The following is a 16,124-nucleotide window of genomic DNA, read 5'->3' on the forward strand; positions in this document are numbered from 1 at the left end:
ATACTGGAAGAGCCCGGCCGAGAGGGGTGAGGGCGATGGACTGGAAGCTCGAAGTCGTGGTGGTCCCGGTGTCGGACGTGGACCGCGCAAAGCTGTTCTACGAGGAGCTGGTCGGCTTCACGGTCGACCACGACACCCGGTTGCGCGACGGGGTCCGGGTCGTCCAGCTGACTCCCCCGGGCTCCACGTGCTCCATCGTGGTGGGCACCGGGGTCATCGGGGCGCCGCCCGGATCCGTGAAGGGACTACAGCTGGTGGTACCGAACATCGACAAGGCGCACGCCGAACTCGCGGCCCGGGGCGTCGAGGTCAGCCCGGTCCAGCACTTCGAGGCGGGCAGCCGGGTGGACGGGCACGGCGAGGCGTGGAACTCCTTCGTGTTCTTCAACGACCCGGACGGCAACGGCTGGGCGGTCCAGGAGGCTCCGCAGGCGGCCCGGATGGTGCCGGAGGCGGCGTAGCAGGCGCCGCGGGCTCGGGCGCGGGCTCGGGCCGGGCTCGGGCCGGGCTCGGGCTCGGGCCAGGCGGCTTGGGTAGGCTCCAGGGATGGCTGAACACGAGGGAAGCGTGCGGGTGGACAGCTGGATCTGGTCGGTCCGGCTCACCAAGACGCGGGCGCTGGCCGCCGCCGCCTGCCGGGCCGGACACGTGCGGGTGAACGGCGAGCGGGTCAAGCCGGCCCAGGCGCTGCGCCCCGGGGACGAGGTCCGGGTCCGCGAGGAGGGCTACGAGCGGGTCGTCGTGGTGCAGAAGCTCATCCGCAAGCGGGTCGGCGCGACGGTGGCGGCGGACTGCCTGATCGACAACAGCCCGCCGCGGCCGCCGCGCGAACTCGTCGCGACGGCCGGCGAGCGGGACCGGGGCGCCGGTCGCCCGACCAAGCGGGAGCGGCGCGACCTCGACCAGCTGCGCGGGCACTGAATCCCCTCAGCGTGCGGTGTCGGCGCGTCCCGTCATCGCGCGGTGTCGGCGAGCACCTTGGCGAGGAACGCGTCCAGGTTGCCCACCGTCCGGTCGATCTGCCGCTCCAGCGGCAGCGACTCGTCGGGCCTGGTCACCAGGGCGGACTTCTTCAGCCCGCGCACGTACAGCGAGCAGGCGAGGTCGGCGCAGATGTACGTGCCGACGGTGTTGCCCTCCCGCCCGGCCGCCCCGGCCCGGCGGGCGGCGAGCAGCGCGACGCCGGAGCCGGCGTGCGCGGTGATGCACAGCGAGCAGACGTTGGTCTTGGTGAGGCTGCGGCGGATCGTCGGCACCCGCAGCGTCACGCCGACCGGCTCGCCGCCGTACGACGCCACCAGGTAGGCCCGGTCGGGCGCGCCCTGGTCCCGCCAGCCGAGGAAGTCCAGGTTCTCCCAGGGCAGTTCCGCCAGGCCCCGGGGAAGGTTGAGCCGACTGGCCTCGCCCTTGGAGCAGTTGACGAAGGACGCGCGGATCTCGTTCTCGTTCAGGGGTTCCATGCCGCGGAAGCTAACACCGGCCCGCCCGCGCTGTCGTGCCAATTTCTCCCGGTACGCACCGGGGAGGGTGACGGGCTGTCAGTGGCCGAGCCTAAGGTGTTTGCGAGGCCGGTCCCGGCGTAGGAGGGAGGCGCCGGGGCCGCCTCGTGAACCGGGGCTACGGCTTGAACGCGACGCCCGCGTAGGCGGAGACGTCCTGCCAGCCTTCGGGGAGTTCGGTGGTGGGGACGTGGCCGGGGGTGGGGCGCCAGAGCGGGAGTTGGACCAGGCCGGGGCCGGCGAACTCGAAGTCGCCGAAGAAGGGTTCGACGCCGGCGCGCGGGCGCAGCACCAGGGGGGCGCTGGCGCTGCGGTAGATGCGGGTGCCTTCGGCGGCGCTCTCCCGGGAGGCGAAGTCGGGGCTGCCGTGGGAGAGGATCAGCGCGCTGCCGGGGGCGAGCGCGTCGCGCAGGGTGCGGACGATCTGCTGGGCGCCGTCCTCGTCGCGGATGAAGTGCAGCACGGCGACGAGCATCAGCGCGACCGGCCGGGACAGGTCGACGGCGGCGAGCAGGCCCGGGTGGTCGAGGATGGCGGCCGGGTCGCGCAGGTCGGCCTCGATGACCGAGGTGTGTCCGGCGGGGTGGCCGGCCAGCAGGGCGCGGGCGTGGGTGGCGACGATCGGGTCGTTGTCGACGTACACCACCCGGGCGTCCGGGGCGACCCGCTGGGCGACCTCGCTGGTGGAACCGACGGCCGGGATGCCGGTGCCGATGTCGACGAACTGGCGGATGCCCCGGCCGGCGGCGAACTCCACCGCGTCGCCGAGGAACTGCCGGTTGGTGCGGGCCAGCAGCGGCAGCGCGGGGTAGGCGGCTATGGCGGCCTGGGCGGCCTTGCGGTCGGCCTCGAAGTTGTCCTTGCCGCCCAGGTAGTAGTCGTACATCCGGGCGGTGTGCGGGATGCCGGTGTCGAGCTCGCTCGGCGGCTGCCAGTCGTCCGCTCTGGCCCAGTCCCAGTCGGTGCCGGTGGCCTCGCCGACGGCTGCGCTGTCCTCGTGCATCCTGTTCCGCCCCCCTCTGCCGTGCTCACTGCCGGAAATGGCACCGCCGCGGCGGTCGGCGGGCCCGCCCGGTACGACGGGGGTGACCCGCGTCCGGCCCGGCCACCCTCCCGTGGCGTGCGGTGCGCCGTGATCGTATCCGACGACACGCCGGTGAAACAGCGGGAGTTCAGGTTTACGCAACACCCGGGCAGTGGAGTGTGTGCACGTCAATGGCGGTACCGGGACGCTCCTCGGATCGCCGTGGGTGGCCGCCGTCCCTATGCTGACTGCCGATGACTGCCGACCGCCGCACCGTACTGCGCACCGCCGTCCAGCTGGCCGCCCTGACCGCCGCCAGCGGGTTCCTCAGCGCGTGTGCCTCCGGCACCCCGCGCCGGGCCGACGCCGGGGGGCTCGCCGTGCACCCGGGCACCCTCGACCCGCAGCACACCACCGACCCGGCCTGGAACGGCGGCGAGGGCCCGGCCTCCCCCGTACCGTCCGCCCCACCGGAGCCGCAGCCCACCGGGGCCGACCCGACCGCCGGTACCGACCCGGCCACCGGCGCGGAGCCGGCCGCCGGGGCCGCGACGCCGCCCACACCCCCGCCCACGCCTCCGACGCCGCCGGTGCTGCCGCCGCTCGCCGCCGGCACCCCGGTCGAGGTGGTGAACGGGCCGCGCACCAGCAAGTTCGTGGCGCTGACCTGCCACGGCAGCGGCGATCCGAAGCAGGCCACCGCGCTGCTGGAGGCCGCCGAGCAGCGCGGCATCAAGCTGACCGTGATGGTCGTCGGCAGCTGGCTCGACCAGCAGCCGCAGATGGCCCGCCGGATCCTGGACGCCGGCCACGAGCTGGGCAACCACACCCAGAACCACCTCGACCTGTCGACGATGACGGCCGCCCAGGTGCACGACGAGATCGCCCAGTGCGCCGAACGGCTGCAGCGGCTCACCGGCTCGATCGGCCGCTGGTTCCGCCCGTCCGCCGCGCAGTACGCCACCCGGACGGTGCGCGAGCAGGCGAAGGCGGTCGGCTACGAGCACGTGCTGTCCTTCGACGTCGACCCGCGCGACTACAACGACCCGTCGGCCGCCGAGTTGCAGCGCCGGGTGCTGAAGTCGGTGCGCGGCGGGTCGGTGGTCGCCCTGCACATGGGCCACCAGTGCACGGTGGACGCGCTGCCGGGCATCCTGGACGGCCTCGCCAAGGCGGGTCTGAAGCCGGTGACCGCCAGTCAGCTGTGCGCCTGACCGCTCTTCGGACCAGGAAAGACCGCGTCGGCCGAGGGGCCCGTTCAGCCCATCGGGTCGTCCGCCTTGTACGGACGCATCCGCAGCGTCCGGGCGTCCGCCGCGCGGATCTCCGCGGCCCGGTTGACCAGTTCCTCCAGGTCGTCCCGCCCGGCGTGGATGAACCGGCCGTGCAGGCCGTCGAAGCGGCCGCGGGCGGCGTCCACGGTGACCGCGACCATGTACGGGATGGAGCCCCAGGTCTGCGTGTCCTTGAACATCGGCATGGCGGCGGTCATGTCGGTTTCGACCGCGCCGGGGCTGATGTCGAGGATGACGATGCCGTGGCGGGCCAGCGAGTCCGCCATGTTGTCGGAGAGCTGGAGCAGCGCGCCCTTGGAGGTCGCGTACGCGGTGTAGTGGCCGTCCGGGCGCAGGGCGAAGCCGGAGTTGAGGTTGACCACCCGGCCGCGCCGCCGGGACACCATGCCGGGCAGGACGCAGCGCAGCAGGTTGTAGGGGCCGCGCAGGTTGGTCTCGATCACCTGCCACCACTGGTTGGCGTCGGTCTCCCAGAGCGGCACCTCGGCGCGGTCGACCAGGCCGGCGTTGTTGATCAGCAGGTCGATCGGGCCGAGGTCGCGTTCGACGACCCGGACGGCCTCGCGGACGGCGCCGGCGCGGGTGACGTCGGCGGTGACGGCGACGCCGCGGGAGCCGCGCCGGGCGCACTCCTTGAGGGTGTCGGTCAGCGTCCCGTGGGTGCGGCCGACCAGGCCGACGGCCATGCCCTCGGCGGCCAGGCCGATGGCGATCTCCCGGCCGATTCCCCGGCCCGCGCCGGTGATCAGGGCGACCTGTCCTGTGAGCGATCCCGTCGGCACCGTGTGCTCCCTTCCCGTCCCCGGCCCCCATCTGCGGCATTCTTCCGGCCGCCGCACGGGCCCGGCCCCGGGCGCACGGGCGGCGGGCCCGGCCTCACCCGTTCGGACGACTGCTCGCCCTGGCACCCGGCCGGGGAGGGGGTGACCTACTGGCCGGTACGGAGTAGTAACGTCGTCGGGACGGTGACCGGTGCACCCATTCCGGCACACCGGCCCGTTGACCAGCAGCTCGCTGGGTCACCAGTCGCTGGGCGATCCCCAGCACCACCGAAGGGCAACTGAGTGAGTGACATCGCGCGCGTCGGAGTGATCGGCTGCGGCCTGATGGGGTCGGGCATCGCGGAGGTCTTCGCCCGGGCCGGGCTGGACGTCCTGGTGGCGGAGGCCAGCGGCGAGGCGCTGGAGTTCGGCCGTACCCGGCTGACCAACTCCCTGGACACGGCGGTCAAGCGCGGCAAGCTGAGCCCGGAGGAGCGGGACGCGGCGCTGGCCCGACTGGCCTTCACCGTGGACCTGGCCGACTTCGCCGACCGCGACCTGGTGGTCGAGGCGGTCGCCGAGCGCGAGGACATCAAGGTCAAGATCTTCCAGACCCTGGACCAGGTGGTCGAGCGCCGGGACGCGATCCTGGCCTCCAACACCTCGTCGATCCCGATCGTGAAGCTGGCCGCCGCCACCTCCCGCCCCGAGCAGGTGATCGGCCTGCACTTCTTCAACCCGGCGCCGGTGCAGAAGCTGGTCGAGGTCATCCCGACGCTGACCACCTCGGCGGTGACCACCGAGCGGGTCGAGGCCTTCGCCTCCCAGGAGCTCGGCAAGGAGCCGATCCGCGCCCGCGACCGGGCCGGCTTCGTGGTCAACGCGCTGCTGGTGCCCTACCTGCTGTCCGCGGTGCGGATGTTCGAGTCGGGCGTGGCCACGGCCTCCGACATCGACAAGGGCATGGAGGCCGGCTGCGCCCACCCGATGGGCCCGCTGCGGCTGTGCGACCTGATCGGTCTGGACACCATCGTCTCGATCGCCGAGTCGATGTACGACGAGTACAAGGAGCCGCTGTACGCGGCTCCCCCGCTGCTGTCCCGGATGGTCGACGCGGGCCTGCTGGGCCGTAAGTCCGGCCGCGGCTTCTACGACTACACCGCGAGCGCCTGAGCACCGGCCGGTGGATGGCGGCGGGGCCCGGGAGCGAGGTGCTGCTCCCGGGCCCCGCTCGGCGTTGCGTCAGCTGTTGATGGCGTAACTGTCGCCGTAGACCTTCCACTTGAGCGGCGGGTTGAGGTCGAAGTTCTTCGCGTTGAGGAAGACCGACTGCTCGGTGTCGACCCGGCTGGTGTCGGAGTGGGCCTGCTCCTTCTTCATGACCACCTTGCGGGCGTCCAGGAAGGCCTTGAGGTAGGTGGCCTCGTCGCCGCCCTGGGCGGGGGTCTTGGCCTTCTTCAGGGCGGCGGCGCGGATGCCGCCGAAGCTGTCCGAGCTGTTGCCGGGGCCGTGCATGACGATGGCGTCGTAGTAGGCGAACTGGCCGAGCGCGCGCAGGCCGTCGGACTTGGCCTGGTTGACGGCGGGGTTGAAGTACACCCGGTCGCGCTCGTCGTTCTGGGCCTGCTGGAAGACCGTGTCCTTGGCGGCGGCGGCCCAGTCGTTGACGAAGGGGGTGCCGAGGCCGGCGTGCGAGGCGCTGCCGTTGACCTTCTTCAGGGCCGGCAGGTACTTGGCGAGGACGTTGCCCGGCTTGAGGTCGGTGTAGTGCTGGACGAGGTCCAGCATGTCGCCGGTGCCGGAGCAGAAGCCGATGATGCCGGCGGTGTAGCCGCGCCCGTCGCCGATGTCCTCGATGTACTTGTACTGGGCCTTCCAGTCCAGCGAGGAGTTCTCCGCGCTGGACACCAGCTGCATCGCGATGTCCTTCTTGTGCGGGTCGTCCAGCCCGACTCCCTTGAGCTGGACGGACGTCGCGGACGTCGGCGCGGCGGTGGCGGCGCCGGCGGCCGCGACCGTGAGGGGCGCGGCCACCAGGGCGGCGGCGAGGGCGATGCGGAGGGCACGGTGGTGCTGGGGACGCATACGATGCTCCGTTTCCTCGGGGGGTTAGGAAACTTTCCTAACGAGAATTAAGGGCCCTCCTTCCCCGTCCCCGCAAGGGTTTTGACAAAGTCTCTTCAAGGCTCTTCAAAGACGCAGGTCAGACCGCCCGCCTGCGCACCCACCAGACCGCCGCCGCGCACAGCAGCACCGCCAGGGCCGCCATCCAGCCGAGCTCGATGAACTGGAACGACCAGTAGCGACTGCCCGGTTGGTAGATCTCGTGCGCCGAGTAGCCGCCCTCGCTCACCAGCTTCTGGGCGCCGTAGTAGTCGTTCCCCGCGTCGTAGAGCCGCCCGATGCTCATCCGGTTCCCGGCCGGGTCGGTGATCCACGTGCTCCCCTCCCAGCGGTGGTCGACCGAGGCCTGCGCCAGCGTGTGCAAGGTGTCCTGGAGCGGGGCACGGTAGTCGAACCGCAGGGACTGGGCGACCAGCGTGGACACGACCGAGGCCGCCACCCCGATCCCCACCGCCACCACCGTCCGCCGCAGCACCGCGCCCGCGAGCGCGGACAGCGCGAAGACCAACAGGACCCGGCCGACCAGGGCGGGCGCGGCGGCCGTGAACAGCAGCGGCGTGAAGCGGCCCGACTGCCTCGCCATCGGCTCCAGCCACCAGTTGGTCACCACGCCCGCCAGCGCCGTCGCGACGGCCAGCACGCCGCCCGCGACGGCCAGCACGCCCACCGTCCACCTGGTCCGTCCGGCCCCCTGGGTCCAGGCGAAGCGGACCGTGCCGTGCTCGAACTCCCGTGCCAGCAAAGGGCCGCCGGCGAAGGCGCCGAGGGCGCCGCCGAGGAAGTAGACGATGTTCGCGCCGACCATCAGCTCGGTGCCGTACTCGCGCAGGAACCCCTTCCAGTGCTCGTTGCAGGCCCGCGTCGCCATGTCGCAGTCACCCGCGCCGGACCGGTCGAACCCGGCGTGCAGGAAGTACCCGGTGACGGCCAGCAGCAGGACGAGCCCGGCCAGGACGCCCAGCAGCACCCGCAGCGCGGGCCGGTGCCGCAGCCACGCCGCCCGCACCACCCCGGCCCGGGGCAGCGCGGCGGGAACGGCGGTGACGGCACTCATGACAGCATCGCTTTCTCGGACGTACGGACGGACGCGCGGACGGCCCCGCGCGGGCCGGGCAGGGCGGAGGCGGTCGGCTCGCGCAGGTAGGCGAGCACCAACTCCTCCAGGCCGACGCGCTGTTGGCGCCAGCCGGCGGAGACCGGGGCGTCCACGCCGCCGGTCCGCACCAGCAGGTGCGACTGCGCCCCGGCCCTGCGGTCGCGGACCACCGGCAGCCGGGCGGCGACCTCGTCCGCCCCGGCGGTCGGGCCGGTCAGCATCCGGTGGCCGGCCACCAGGTCGTCCGCCTCGCCCGCCACCTGGACCCGGCCGCCGCCGAGCACCACCAGGTGGTCGCAGCTCTGCTCCAGCTCGTTGACGGCGTGCGAGGAGAACACCACGGACAGGCCGTCCTCGGCCACGGCGGTCAGCAGCACCGCCATGAAGTCGTGCCGGGCCAGCGGGTCCAGAGCGGCCAACGGCTCGTCCAGCAGCAGCAGTTCGGGGCGCTTGGCGAGCGCCAGGGCGAGCGAGACCTGGGCCTGCTGGCCGCCGGAGAGGCGGCCGTACCTGCGGTCCAGCGGGATGCCGAGGCCCTCCAGGTGGGCGTGCGCCCGGGCGTCGTCCCAGCGGCGGTTCAGGTACCGGCCCATCCGGAGCAGGTCGCGCACGGGCACTCCGGGGTAGAGCGCGGCGTTCTGGGCGACGAACCCGATCCGGTCCAACGCCGCCGGTGAGCCCGGCAGTTGGTCGCCGAGAACGGTCATGGCGCCCTCGCTCGGCCGGGTCAGCCCGGCGGCCAGGCCCAGCAGCGTGGTCTTGCCGGCGCCGTTCGGCCCGACCAGTGCCACCACGCGCCCGGCGGGGACGGCCAGATGGCAGTCCCGCAGCGCCCAGGAGCGGCGGTAGCGCTTGCCGATCCCGCCGCAGTCGATCACGGTGTCCGCCGTCATGACGCCACCTCTCCGTTCCGCAGGTCGCGCAGCGTGTCCTCGAACACCGCGGTCATCCCGTCCTCGTCCAGCCCGGTGGCCCGCGCCGCGCACATCCAGTCCAGCAATCCCCGCCGCAGCGCGGCCCGTTCGCGCAACGGCACCACCCCGGCGGGCAGTCCGCGCACGAACGTGCCCTGGCCGCGCCGGCCGACGGCCAGGCCGCGGTGCTCCAGCTCGCGGTACGCCTTGAGCACGGTGTTCGGGTTGATCGCCAGCCCCGCCACCACCTCGCGCACCCGGGGAAGCCGGTCCCCCTCCGTCAACCAGCCCATCCGCAGCGCCTGTTCGACCTGCTGCACGAGTTGCAGATAGGTCGGGACACCGGAGGCCGGGTCCAGGCGGAACTCGATCGGAGGGGGCGGGTCGACGTCTTTATCTAGTTCCATAGTTAATGAGTTAAGTGGACATGGTGACGTTCCGTCAAGCCAAGGAAAGGCGAGGAAAGGCGAGGGATGGCTAGGGAAGGCAGGAAAAGTCGAGGAAAGGCAAAGGGCCCCGCCCGGACCGAGGTCCGAACGGGGCCCTGGGGCCTGACGGGATCAGGCGCCGCGCAGCACCGCGCCGGTGCGGGCGACGGCCTCGGCGACGGCCGCCTCGCGGGCGGCGGTCGCCTCGTCGGCGGTCAGCGTGCGGTCCGCGGCGCGGAAGCGCAGCGCGTACGCCAGCGACTTGCGGCCCTCGCCGACCTGCTCGCCGGTGAAGACGTCGAACAGCCGGATGGCCTCCAGCAGTTCGCCCGCGCCGGAGCGCAGCGCGGCCTCCACGTCGGCGGCCGGAACGGCGGCGTCGACGATCAGCGCGACGTCCTGGGTGGCCACCGGGAAGCCGGAGACCGCAGGGCCGTTGACCTTCTCGGCGCCGTCCGCGGTGAGCAGGTCGACGTCGATCTCCATCGCGCTGGTGCGGGCCGGCAGGCCGAGCGCCTTGACGACGCGCGGGTGCAGCTCACCGGCGTGGCCGACCACCCGGTCGGTGCCGGTGACGACCAGCTCGGCGCAGCGGCCCGGGTGCCACGGCGCCCGCTGCCCCTGCCGCACGGTCAGCTCGACGCCGGCCGCGCGGGCCACCGTACGGGCCGCCTGGACGGCGTCCGCCCAGGACGCCCCGGCGCCCTGGCCCCACCAGCCGGACGGCAGCCGCTCGCCCGCGAGGGCGACGGCGACCCGGCGCGGCTGGTCCGGCAGCGCGGCGTCCAGCGCGGCCAGCTCCTCGGCGCTGGGCCGGCGGTCGACGGCCGGACGCGGGGCCACGGACAGCTCGTCCTTGGGCAGGAAGACGGTGCCGGTCTCGTAGATCGCCAGGTCGGTGTTGCCGCGGCCGACGTTGCGGCGCAGTGAGCCGAGCAGGCCCGGCAGCAGCGTGGTGCGCAGCGCCGGCTCCTCGTCGTTGAGCGGGTTGACCAGCTTGACGGTGCGCCGGCGCCGGTCGTCCGGCTCCAGGCCGAGCGCCTCGAAGGCGCTCTCGCCGAGGAACGGGTAGTTGTTGACCTCGACGTAGCCGGCCCCGGCCAGCGCGACGCCGATCCGGCGGTGGACGCGCTGGGCCTCGGTCAGGCCCTTGCCCGGGGGCACGTTGGGCATCCGGGCGGGGACGTTGTCGTAGCCCTCCAGCCGGATGACCTCCTCCGCGAGGTCGTACGGGTCGGTGAGGTCGGGGCGCCAGGTCGGCGGGGTGACCTCCAGGACGTCGGCGCCGGCGACCGAGCAGCCGATCTCCTGCAGGCGCCGGGTCACGGTCTCGCGGCCGTACGCGGTGCCGGCGACCCGGTCGGGCAGGTCGGCGGAGATGGTGATGGTGCGCACCGGGTGCGGGGCGGCGATGTCGGTGACCCCGGCCTCGGCGGTGCCGCCGGCGATCAGGACCAGCAGGTCGACGGCGCGCTGGGCGGCGGCGCGGGCGGCCTCCGGGTCGACGCCGCGCTCGAAGCGCTTGGACGCCTCGGAGGGCAGCTTGTGCCGCTTGGCGGCGCGGGCGATGGCGACCGGCTCGAAGTGCGCCGCCTCGATGATCACCTCGGTGGTGCCCGGGCCGGCGGCCGGGTCGAGGATCTCGGTGGAGGCGCCGCCCATGACACCGGCCAGGCCGATCGGGCCGCTGTTGTCGCAGATCAGCAGGTCCTCGGCGGAGAGCTTGCGCTGCACGCCGTCGAGGGTGGTCAGGCTCTCGCCCTGCTCCGCCCGGCGGACCGTGATCGGGCCGCTCACGCGCTGCTTGTCGTAGGCGTGCAGCGGCTGGCCGACCTCCAGCATCACGTAGTTGGTGATGTCGACGGTCAGCGAGATCGGGCGGATGCCGGCCTTCTGGAGGCGGCGCTGCAGCCAGATCGGGGACTTGGCGGTCGGGTCGATGCCGACGACCGTGCGGGCCACGAAGCGGTCGCAGCCGGCCGGGTCGTTGACCTTGACCAGGTAGCCGAAGGAGTTGGCCGGCGGCACGTCGAGCAGCGCCGGGTCGGCCAGCGGCAGCCCGTACGCGGCGGCGGCCTCGCGGGCGACGCCGCGCAGCGACAGGCAGTAGCCGCGGTCCGGGGTGACGGCGATGTCCAGCACCTCGTCGACCAGCTGGAGCAGCTCGATCGCGTCGGTGCCGGGCTCGAACTCCGGCGGGAGCACGATGATGCCGTCGTGGTCGTCGCCCATGCCGAGCTCGCGGGCCGAGCAGATCATGCCGGCCGAGGTGCGGCCGTAGGTCTGGCGGGCCGCGATCGGGAAGGGACCGGGCAGCACGGCGCCCGGGAGCACCACGACGACCTTGTCGCCGACGGCGAAGTTGGTGGCGCCGCAGACGATCTCCTGCGGCTCGCCGGTGCCGTTGGCGTCGCCGACGTTGACGAGGCAGTGCCGGATCGGCTTCTTGAAGCCGGTCAGCTGCTCGATGGAGAGCACCTCGCCGACCACCAGCGGGCCCTTGAGGTCGCCGCCGAGCTGCTCGACGGTCTCGACCTCCAGGCCGGCCCGGACCAGGCACTCCGCCACGTCACGGCCGGTCTCGCCGGCCGGCAGGTCGACGTACTCACGCAGCCAGGAAAGCGGGACGCGCATCAGATCTCCATCCCGAACGGGAGGGTGAAGCGCACGTCACCCTCGACCATGTCGCGCATGTCGGCGACGTTGTGACGATTCATCAGGATCCGCTCCAGGCCCAGGCCGAAGGCGAACCCGCTGTAGCGGTTGGGGTCGACGCCGCAGGCGACCAGCACGCGCGGGTTGACCACGCCACAGCCGCCGAGCTCGATCCAGCCCTCGGAGGAGCAGGTCCGGCAGGGGCGGCCCGGGTTGCCGACGCTCTCGCCGCGGCACACGAAGCACTGCAGGTCGATCTCGGCGCTCGGCTCGGTGAACGGGAAGTACGAGGGGCGCCAGCGCAGCTCCAGGCCGCCGCCGATCAGCTTCTCGACCAGCACCTCGATGGTGCCCTTGAGGTCAGCGAAGGTGATGCCCTCGTCCACCGCGAGGCCCTCGACCTGGCGGAACACCGGGGTGTGCGTGGCGTCCAGCTCGTCGGTGCGGTAGACGCGGCCGGGGCAGACCACGTAGACCGGGGGCTCGCGGTCGAGCAGGGTGCGGGCCTGGACCGGGGAGGTCTGGGTGCGCAGCACCACGCCGGAGTCGGCGGAGCCGTCCGGGGCCTGCACGAAGAAGGTGTCCTGCATCGAGCGGGCCGGGTGGTCCGGGCCCAGGTTGAGGGCGTCGAAGTTCAGCCACTCGGCCTCGGCCTCGGGGCCCTCGGCGACCTGGTAGCCCATCGCGACGAAGGTGTCCTCGATGCGCTCGGCCAGGGTGGTCAGCGGGTGCCGGGCGCCGCGCGGGGCGCGGTCGTACGGCAGCGTGACGTCCACCGCCTCCTCGACCAGCACGCGGGCGTCGCGCTCCGCCTCCAGCTCGGCCTGCCGCTTGGCGAGGGCCTTGTTGACGGCGCCGCGGGCCTGGCCGATCAGCTTGCCGGCGGCGGCCTTGGCGTGCGGGGGCAGGGCGCCGATCTCGCGGTTGGCGAGGGAGAGCGCGGAACGGTCGCCGGTGTGGGCGACCTTGGCCTCCTTCAGCTCGTCGAGCGTGCTGGCGGCGGCGAAGGCGGCGACGGCCTCGTCCCGCGCCTGCTCCACCACCTCGGGCTTGAGGGCCTCGACCTCGACCGGGTCGTACGACTTGTTGGGTGCCGACATCTCTATCTTCCCGTGCTCCTGCTCGTCCGTGCTCAGGTAAGGGTGGCTGCCTCTGCGGTACGCCCGGTGTGGCCGGGGCACGGGCAGCCGTTCTCCGTACGACGGGGAAGAGGGGTGTCCGCGGCTCAGCCGCGCAGGGCGTACCACAACGCCAAAGGTCGAGTGTAGTCGCAGCGCGTAGCGCGGCTGCCTGGAAGCCCGTCCAGCGGGACCCCGGAGCATGCGTTCATGCTCCTTCAGAGCATGCTCTGCTCGTCGTTCATCTCTTTCAGAGCATGCTCTGCTTGTCGTTCATGCTCTTTCAGAGCATGAAGTCCGGAACGCTGGCGGGCAGGATAAATCGGAACCGGGCGCCGCCGCAGGGGGCCCGGTCGACCCGGATCGAGCCGCCGTGGGCCTCCACGATGCCCTTGACGATGTACAGGCCCAGGCCGGTGCCGCCGCGCTTGGAACCGCGCCAGAAGCGGGTGAAGACGCGCGGCATCGACTCCTCGGGGATGCCGCTTCCTTCGTCGCTCACGGTGACCGCGGTTCCTTCCACGATGCGGGGAGGGGTGCCCGAGCGCTCCCAGAGGGGTGCCTCGACGACCTCCTTGGCCGGTGCCACCTCGATCGTGACAGTTCCCTCGCCGTGGCGCACCGCGTTTTCCAGCAGGTTGGCCAGCACCTGGTCGACCTTGTCCGGGTCGGCCCACAGGACGGTCAGCGACTCGCTGATCCGGACGTCGAAGCGCTCCTCGGGGATGCCGGTGGCGACCTTGCGCTCGACGTGCCGGCGCACCGCGGCGGCCAGGTCGACCACCTGCTTGCGCAGCTCCAGCCGGCCGGCGTCGATCCGGGAGATGTCCAGCAGCTCGGCGATCAGCCGGGTGACCCGGTCGGCGTCGGCGTCCACCGTCTCCAGCATCAGCCGCTTCTGCCCGTCGGTGAACCGCTCCCACTTGGCCAGCAACGTCGCCGTGAAGCCCTTGACGCTGGTGAGCGGCGAGCGCAGCTCGTGGGCGACGGTGGCGATCAGCTCGGCGTGGCTGCGCTCGGTGCGGCGCCGGGCCTCGGTGCCGCGCAGCGCGACCACCACCCGCTGCGGCGGCCCCAGCGGCACGTCCCGGACGTACCGGGCGGAGACCAGCACCTCGCGGCCACCGGGCAGCAGCAGGTTGCGCTCCGGCTGGCCGGTGCGGGTGGCCAGGCCGCCGTACGGGTCGGTCAGCTGCCACCAGCGGCGGCCGTCCAGGTCCTCCAGCGGGAGGACGTCCTCCAGCCCGCTACCGAGCGCGGCCTCCGGGGGCAGGCCGGTGAGCCGGGCCGCGGCCCGGTTGAAGCAGACCACCCGGCCCAGCGCATCGGCGACCACCAGGCCGTCCGGTAGGTCGTCCGGGTCGAGCTCTGGCCCGCTGCCGACCATGGGTGTCCTCCCCGATTACCCACCGTGCCGTTCCCCCCACAGAGGCAGACCCTAGCGCCTCGCAGCCCCCTGTAGTAGGCCCTCGGCCGGTGGCGACTGGAGCGTGCGGGTCAGGCGTTCGAGCGGCAGCCGCCGGGCGAGCGCTGCGCCCGGGCCGAGGCGTACAGGCAGACGGCCGCGGCGGTGGCCAGGTTGAGGCTCTCGGCGTGCCCGTGGATCGGGACGCGCACGACCTCGTCGGCCAGCGCGCGGGTCTCCTCCGGGAGCCCCCAGGCCTCGTTGCCGAACACCCACGCGCCGGGCGCGCCCAGGGTGCCCTCGTCGAGCTCCTGGTCCAGGTCGCGCTCCCCCGCGCCGTCCGCGGCGAGCACCCGGACCCCGGCCGCGCGCAGCTGCGCGACGGCCTCCTCGACCGGCACGCCGACCGCCACCGGCAGGTGGAACAGGCTGCCGACGGAGGCCCGGACGGCCTTCGGGTTGTACAGGTCCACCGAGGCGTCGGTGAGCACCACGGCGTCCGCGCCGGCCGCGTCGGCGGTGCGCAGCACGGTGCCGGCGTTGCCGGGGTCGCGGACGTGGGCGAGGACCGCGACGAGCTTGGGGCGGGCCTTGAGCACCTCGGCGAACGGGGTGTCGATGAAGCGGCAGAGCGCCACGATGCCCTGCGGGGTCACCGTGTCGCAGATGTCGGCGATCACCTCGTCGGTGGCGGTCAGCACCGGCAGCCCCTCGGCCAGCGTCGCCTCGACGAGGGCGGCGTGCCGCTCGGCGGCCTCCGGGGTCACGTACACCTCGACCACGGCGTGCTCGGCCGATTCCGGCAGCTGGCCGAAGGCGACGGCCTCCCGGACGGCCTGCGGGCCCTCGACCAGGAAGCGGCGTTCCTTGGTGCGCTGGTTCCGCTTGGCGAGCCGGCGGGCGGCGACGACGCGCGGCGAGCGCAGGGAGGTGAGCAGGGGGGTGTCGGTGCTCGGCATGGTCTCGTTCTCTGTGGCGGGCGGCGCTGAAGATCCGGGGAAACGCAGAACCGGACCCGCAGGGAGCCTGCGGGTCCGGTCAGAGCTCAACTGATCTCGGAAGATCAGGCGGCGTCGGCGGCAGCCTTGGGGGCGTTCACGTCGGCCGGCAGCGCCTTCTGGGCGACCTCGACCAGCGACGCGAACGCGCCCGGGTCGTTGACGGCCAGGTCGGCCAGCATCTTGCGGTCGATCTCGACGCTGGCGGCCTTCAGGCCCTGCACGAAGCGGTTGTAGGTGATGCCGTTGGCACGGGCCGCAGCGTTGATGCGCTGGATCCACAGCTGACGGAAGTCGCCCTTGCGCTTCTTGCGGTCGTTGAAGTTGTAGACCAGCGAGTGGGTGACCTGCTCCTTGGCCTTGCGGTACAGGCGCGAGCGCTGGCCACGGTAGCCGCTGGCGCGCTCCAGGATGACCCGGCGCTTCTTGTGGGCGTTGACTGCCCGCTTGACGCGTGCCACTTGATTACTCCTTGGGTTGGACCACGGACTACTTCACGTGGTCCGTCATTCGAATGGGTCGGGAAGGATCAGCTGCCCCGCTCACGGCTCGCGCCGGGCGGGAGGGCGATCACTTGCCGAGAAGCTTCTTGATCTTCTTGGCGTCAGCGGGGGCCAGCTCGACGGTCCCGGCCAGCTTGCGGGTCAGCGTCGAGGGCTTGTGCTCCAGGAGGTGGCGACGGCCGGCGCGCTCGCGGAGCACCTTGCCAGAGCCACTGATCTTGAAGCGCTTGCTGGCGCCACTGTGCGTCTTCTGCTTCGGCATTTCGCCGTATCTCCTCGTCGGTCCCGTCCGCGCCCGCGCGGC

General features: G+C 72.8%; 17 protein-coding genes. 4 read left to right on the forward strand and 13 right to left on the reverse strand.

Annotation, left to right across the window (positions count from 1 at the left end; translation table 11 throughout):
• The first annotated feature begins 35 nt into the window (after positions 1-35).
• Both A6F73_RS06190 and A6F73_RS06195 read left to right on the forward strand, forming a co-directional pair.
• Positions 36-461 carry a VOC family protein gene (locus A6F73_RS06190; RefSeq protein ID WP_063346847.1) on the forward strand — a complete coding sequence of 142 codons (426 nt, stop codon included), beginning with the start codon at positions 36-38 and terminating at the stop codon, positions 459-461.
• Between the two features lie 85 nt (positions 462-546).
• Positions 547-921, forward strand: a complete 375-nt coding sequence (locus tag A6F73_RS06195) for a S4 domain-containing protein (protein ID WP_063346848.1) — start codon at positions 547-549, stop codon at positions 919-921.
• Between the two features lie 32 nt (positions 922-953).
• Here A6F73_RS06195 and A6F73_RS06200 read toward each other — a convergent pair whose 3' ends face one another.
• Both A6F73_RS06200 and A6F73_RS06205 read right to left on the reverse strand, forming a co-directional pair.
• Complete coding sequence (locus A6F73_RS06200) at positions 954-1,460, reverse strand: FBP domain-containing protein (RefSeq protein WP_063346849.1); 507 nt, start codon at positions 1,458-1,460, stop codon at positions 954-956.
• Positions 1,461-1,617: 157 nt separating this feature from the next.
• Positions 1,618-2,502 carry an SAM-dependent methyltransferase gene (locus A6F73_RS06205; RefSeq protein ID WP_079135470.1) on the reverse strand — a complete coding sequence of 295 codons (885 nt, stop codon included), beginning with the start codon at positions 2,500-2,502 and terminating at the stop codon, positions 1,618-1,620.
• A 275-nt stretch (positions 2,503-2,777) separates the two neighbouring features.
• Here A6F73_RS06205 and A6F73_RS06210 point away from each other — a divergent pair, with 275 nt between their 5' ends.
• On the forward strand, positions 2,778-3,737 hold the full coding sequence (locus tag A6F73_RS06210; RefSeq protein WP_079135471.1) for a polysaccharide deacetylase family protein: 960 nt from the start codon (positions 2,778-2,780) through the stop codon (positions 3,735-3,737).
• 44 nt (positions 3,738-3,781) lie between these two features.
• On the opposite strand, the gene A6F73_RS06215 is transcribed toward A6F73_RS06210, so the two are convergent.
• Positions 3,782-4,600, reverse strand: coding sequence for an SDR family oxidoreductase (locus tag A6F73_RS06215; protein ID WP_063346850.1), 819 nt, complete (start codon positions 4,598-4,600; stop codon positions 3,782-3,784).
• 282 nt (positions 4,601-4,882) lie between these two features.
• On the opposite strand from A6F73_RS06215, the gene A6F73_RS06220 reads away from it, so the two are divergent.
• Complete coding sequence (locus A6F73_RS06220) at positions 4,883-5,752, forward strand: 3-hydroxybutyryl-CoA dehydrogenase (RefSeq protein ID WP_063346851.1); 870 nt, start codon at positions 4,883-4,885, stop codon at positions 5,750-5,752.
• A gap of 69 nt (positions 5,753-5,821) precedes the next feature.
• Here A6F73_RS06220 and A6F73_RS06225 read toward each other — a convergent pair whose 3' ends face one another.
• The 10 genes from A6F73_RS06225 to rpmI all read right to left on the reverse strand — a co-directional run bounded on the left by A6F73_RS06225 (position 5,822) and on the right by rpmI (position 16,082).
• On the reverse strand, positions 5,822-6,664 hold the full coding sequence (locus A6F73_RS06225; RefSeq protein WP_063346852.1) for a chitosanase: 843 nt from the start codon (positions 6,662-6,664) through the stop codon (positions 5,822-5,824).
• Between the two features lie 118 nt (positions 6,665-6,782).
• Positions 6,783-7,757 (reverse strand): ABC transporter permease subunit, encoded by a 975-nt coding sequence (locus A6F73_RS06230; RefSeq protein ID WP_063346853.1) that lies wholly within the window; start codon positions 7,755-7,757, stop codon positions 6,783-6,785.
• Positions 7,754-8,692 (reverse strand): ABC transporter ATP-binding protein, encoded by a 939-nt coding sequence (locus A6F73_RS06235; RefSeq protein ID WP_063346854.1) that lies wholly within the window; start codon positions 8,690-8,692, stop codon positions 7,754-7,756. The genes A6F73_RS06230 and A6F73_RS06235 overlap by 4 nt, the downstream gene beginning before the upstream one ends.
• Positions 8,689-9,120: a GntR family transcriptional regulator gene (locus A6F73_RS06240; protein WP_063346855.1), complete on the reverse strand. Its 432-nt coding sequence runs from the start codon at positions 9,118-9,120 to the stop codon at positions 8,689-8,691. The genes A6F73_RS06235 and A6F73_RS06240 overlap by 4 nt, the downstream gene beginning before the upstream one ends.
• 153 nt (positions 9,121-9,273) lie before the next feature.
• Complete coding sequence (gene pheT / locus A6F73_RS06245; protein ID WP_063346856.1) at positions 9,274-11,775, reverse strand: phenylalanine--tRNA ligase subunit beta; 2,502 nt, start codon at positions 11,773-11,775, stop codon at positions 9,274-9,276.
• Complete coding sequence (gene pheS, locus A6F73_RS06250) at positions 11,775-12,896, reverse strand: phenylalanine--tRNA ligase subunit alpha (RefSeq protein WP_063346857.1); 1,122 nt, start codon at positions 12,894-12,896, stop codon at positions 11,775-11,777. Before pheS ends, pheT begins: the two co-directional genes overlap by 1 nt.
• A gap of 301 nt (positions 12,897-13,197) precedes the next feature.
• A complete protein-coding gene (locus A6F73_RS06255) occupies positions 13,198-14,301 on the reverse strand; it encodes an ATP-binding protein (RefSeq protein ID WP_063346858.1) in 1,104 nt (367 codons plus the stop codon).
• 110 nt (positions 14,302-14,411) lie between these two features.
• Positions 14,412-15,278, reverse strand: a complete 867-nt coding sequence (locus A6F73_RS06260) for an RNA methyltransferase (protein WP_063346859.1) — start codon at positions 15,276-15,278, stop codon at positions 14,412-14,414.
• A 104-nt stretch (positions 15,279-15,382) separates the two neighbouring features.
• Positions 15,383-15,778 carry a 50S ribosomal protein L20 gene (gene rplT, locus A6F73_RS06265; RefSeq protein ID WP_030055649.1) on the reverse strand — a complete coding sequence of 132 codons (396 nt, stop codon included), beginning with the start codon at positions 15,776-15,778 and terminating at the stop codon, positions 15,383-15,385.
• A 109-nt stretch (positions 15,779-15,887) separates the two neighbouring features.
• A complete protein-coding gene (gene rpmI, locus A6F73_RS06270) occupies positions 15,888-16,082 on the reverse strand; it encodes a 50S ribosomal protein L35 (protein ID WP_030055648.1) in 195 nt (64 codons plus the stop codon).
• Positions 16,083-16,124 lie beyond the last annotated feature (42 nt).

The sequence above is a fragment of the Streptomyces sp. MJM8645 genome, from assembly GCF_001625365.1.
Taxonomy (GTDB): domain Bacteria; phylum Actinomycetota; class Actinomycetes; order Streptomycetales; family Streptomycetaceae; genus Kitasatospora.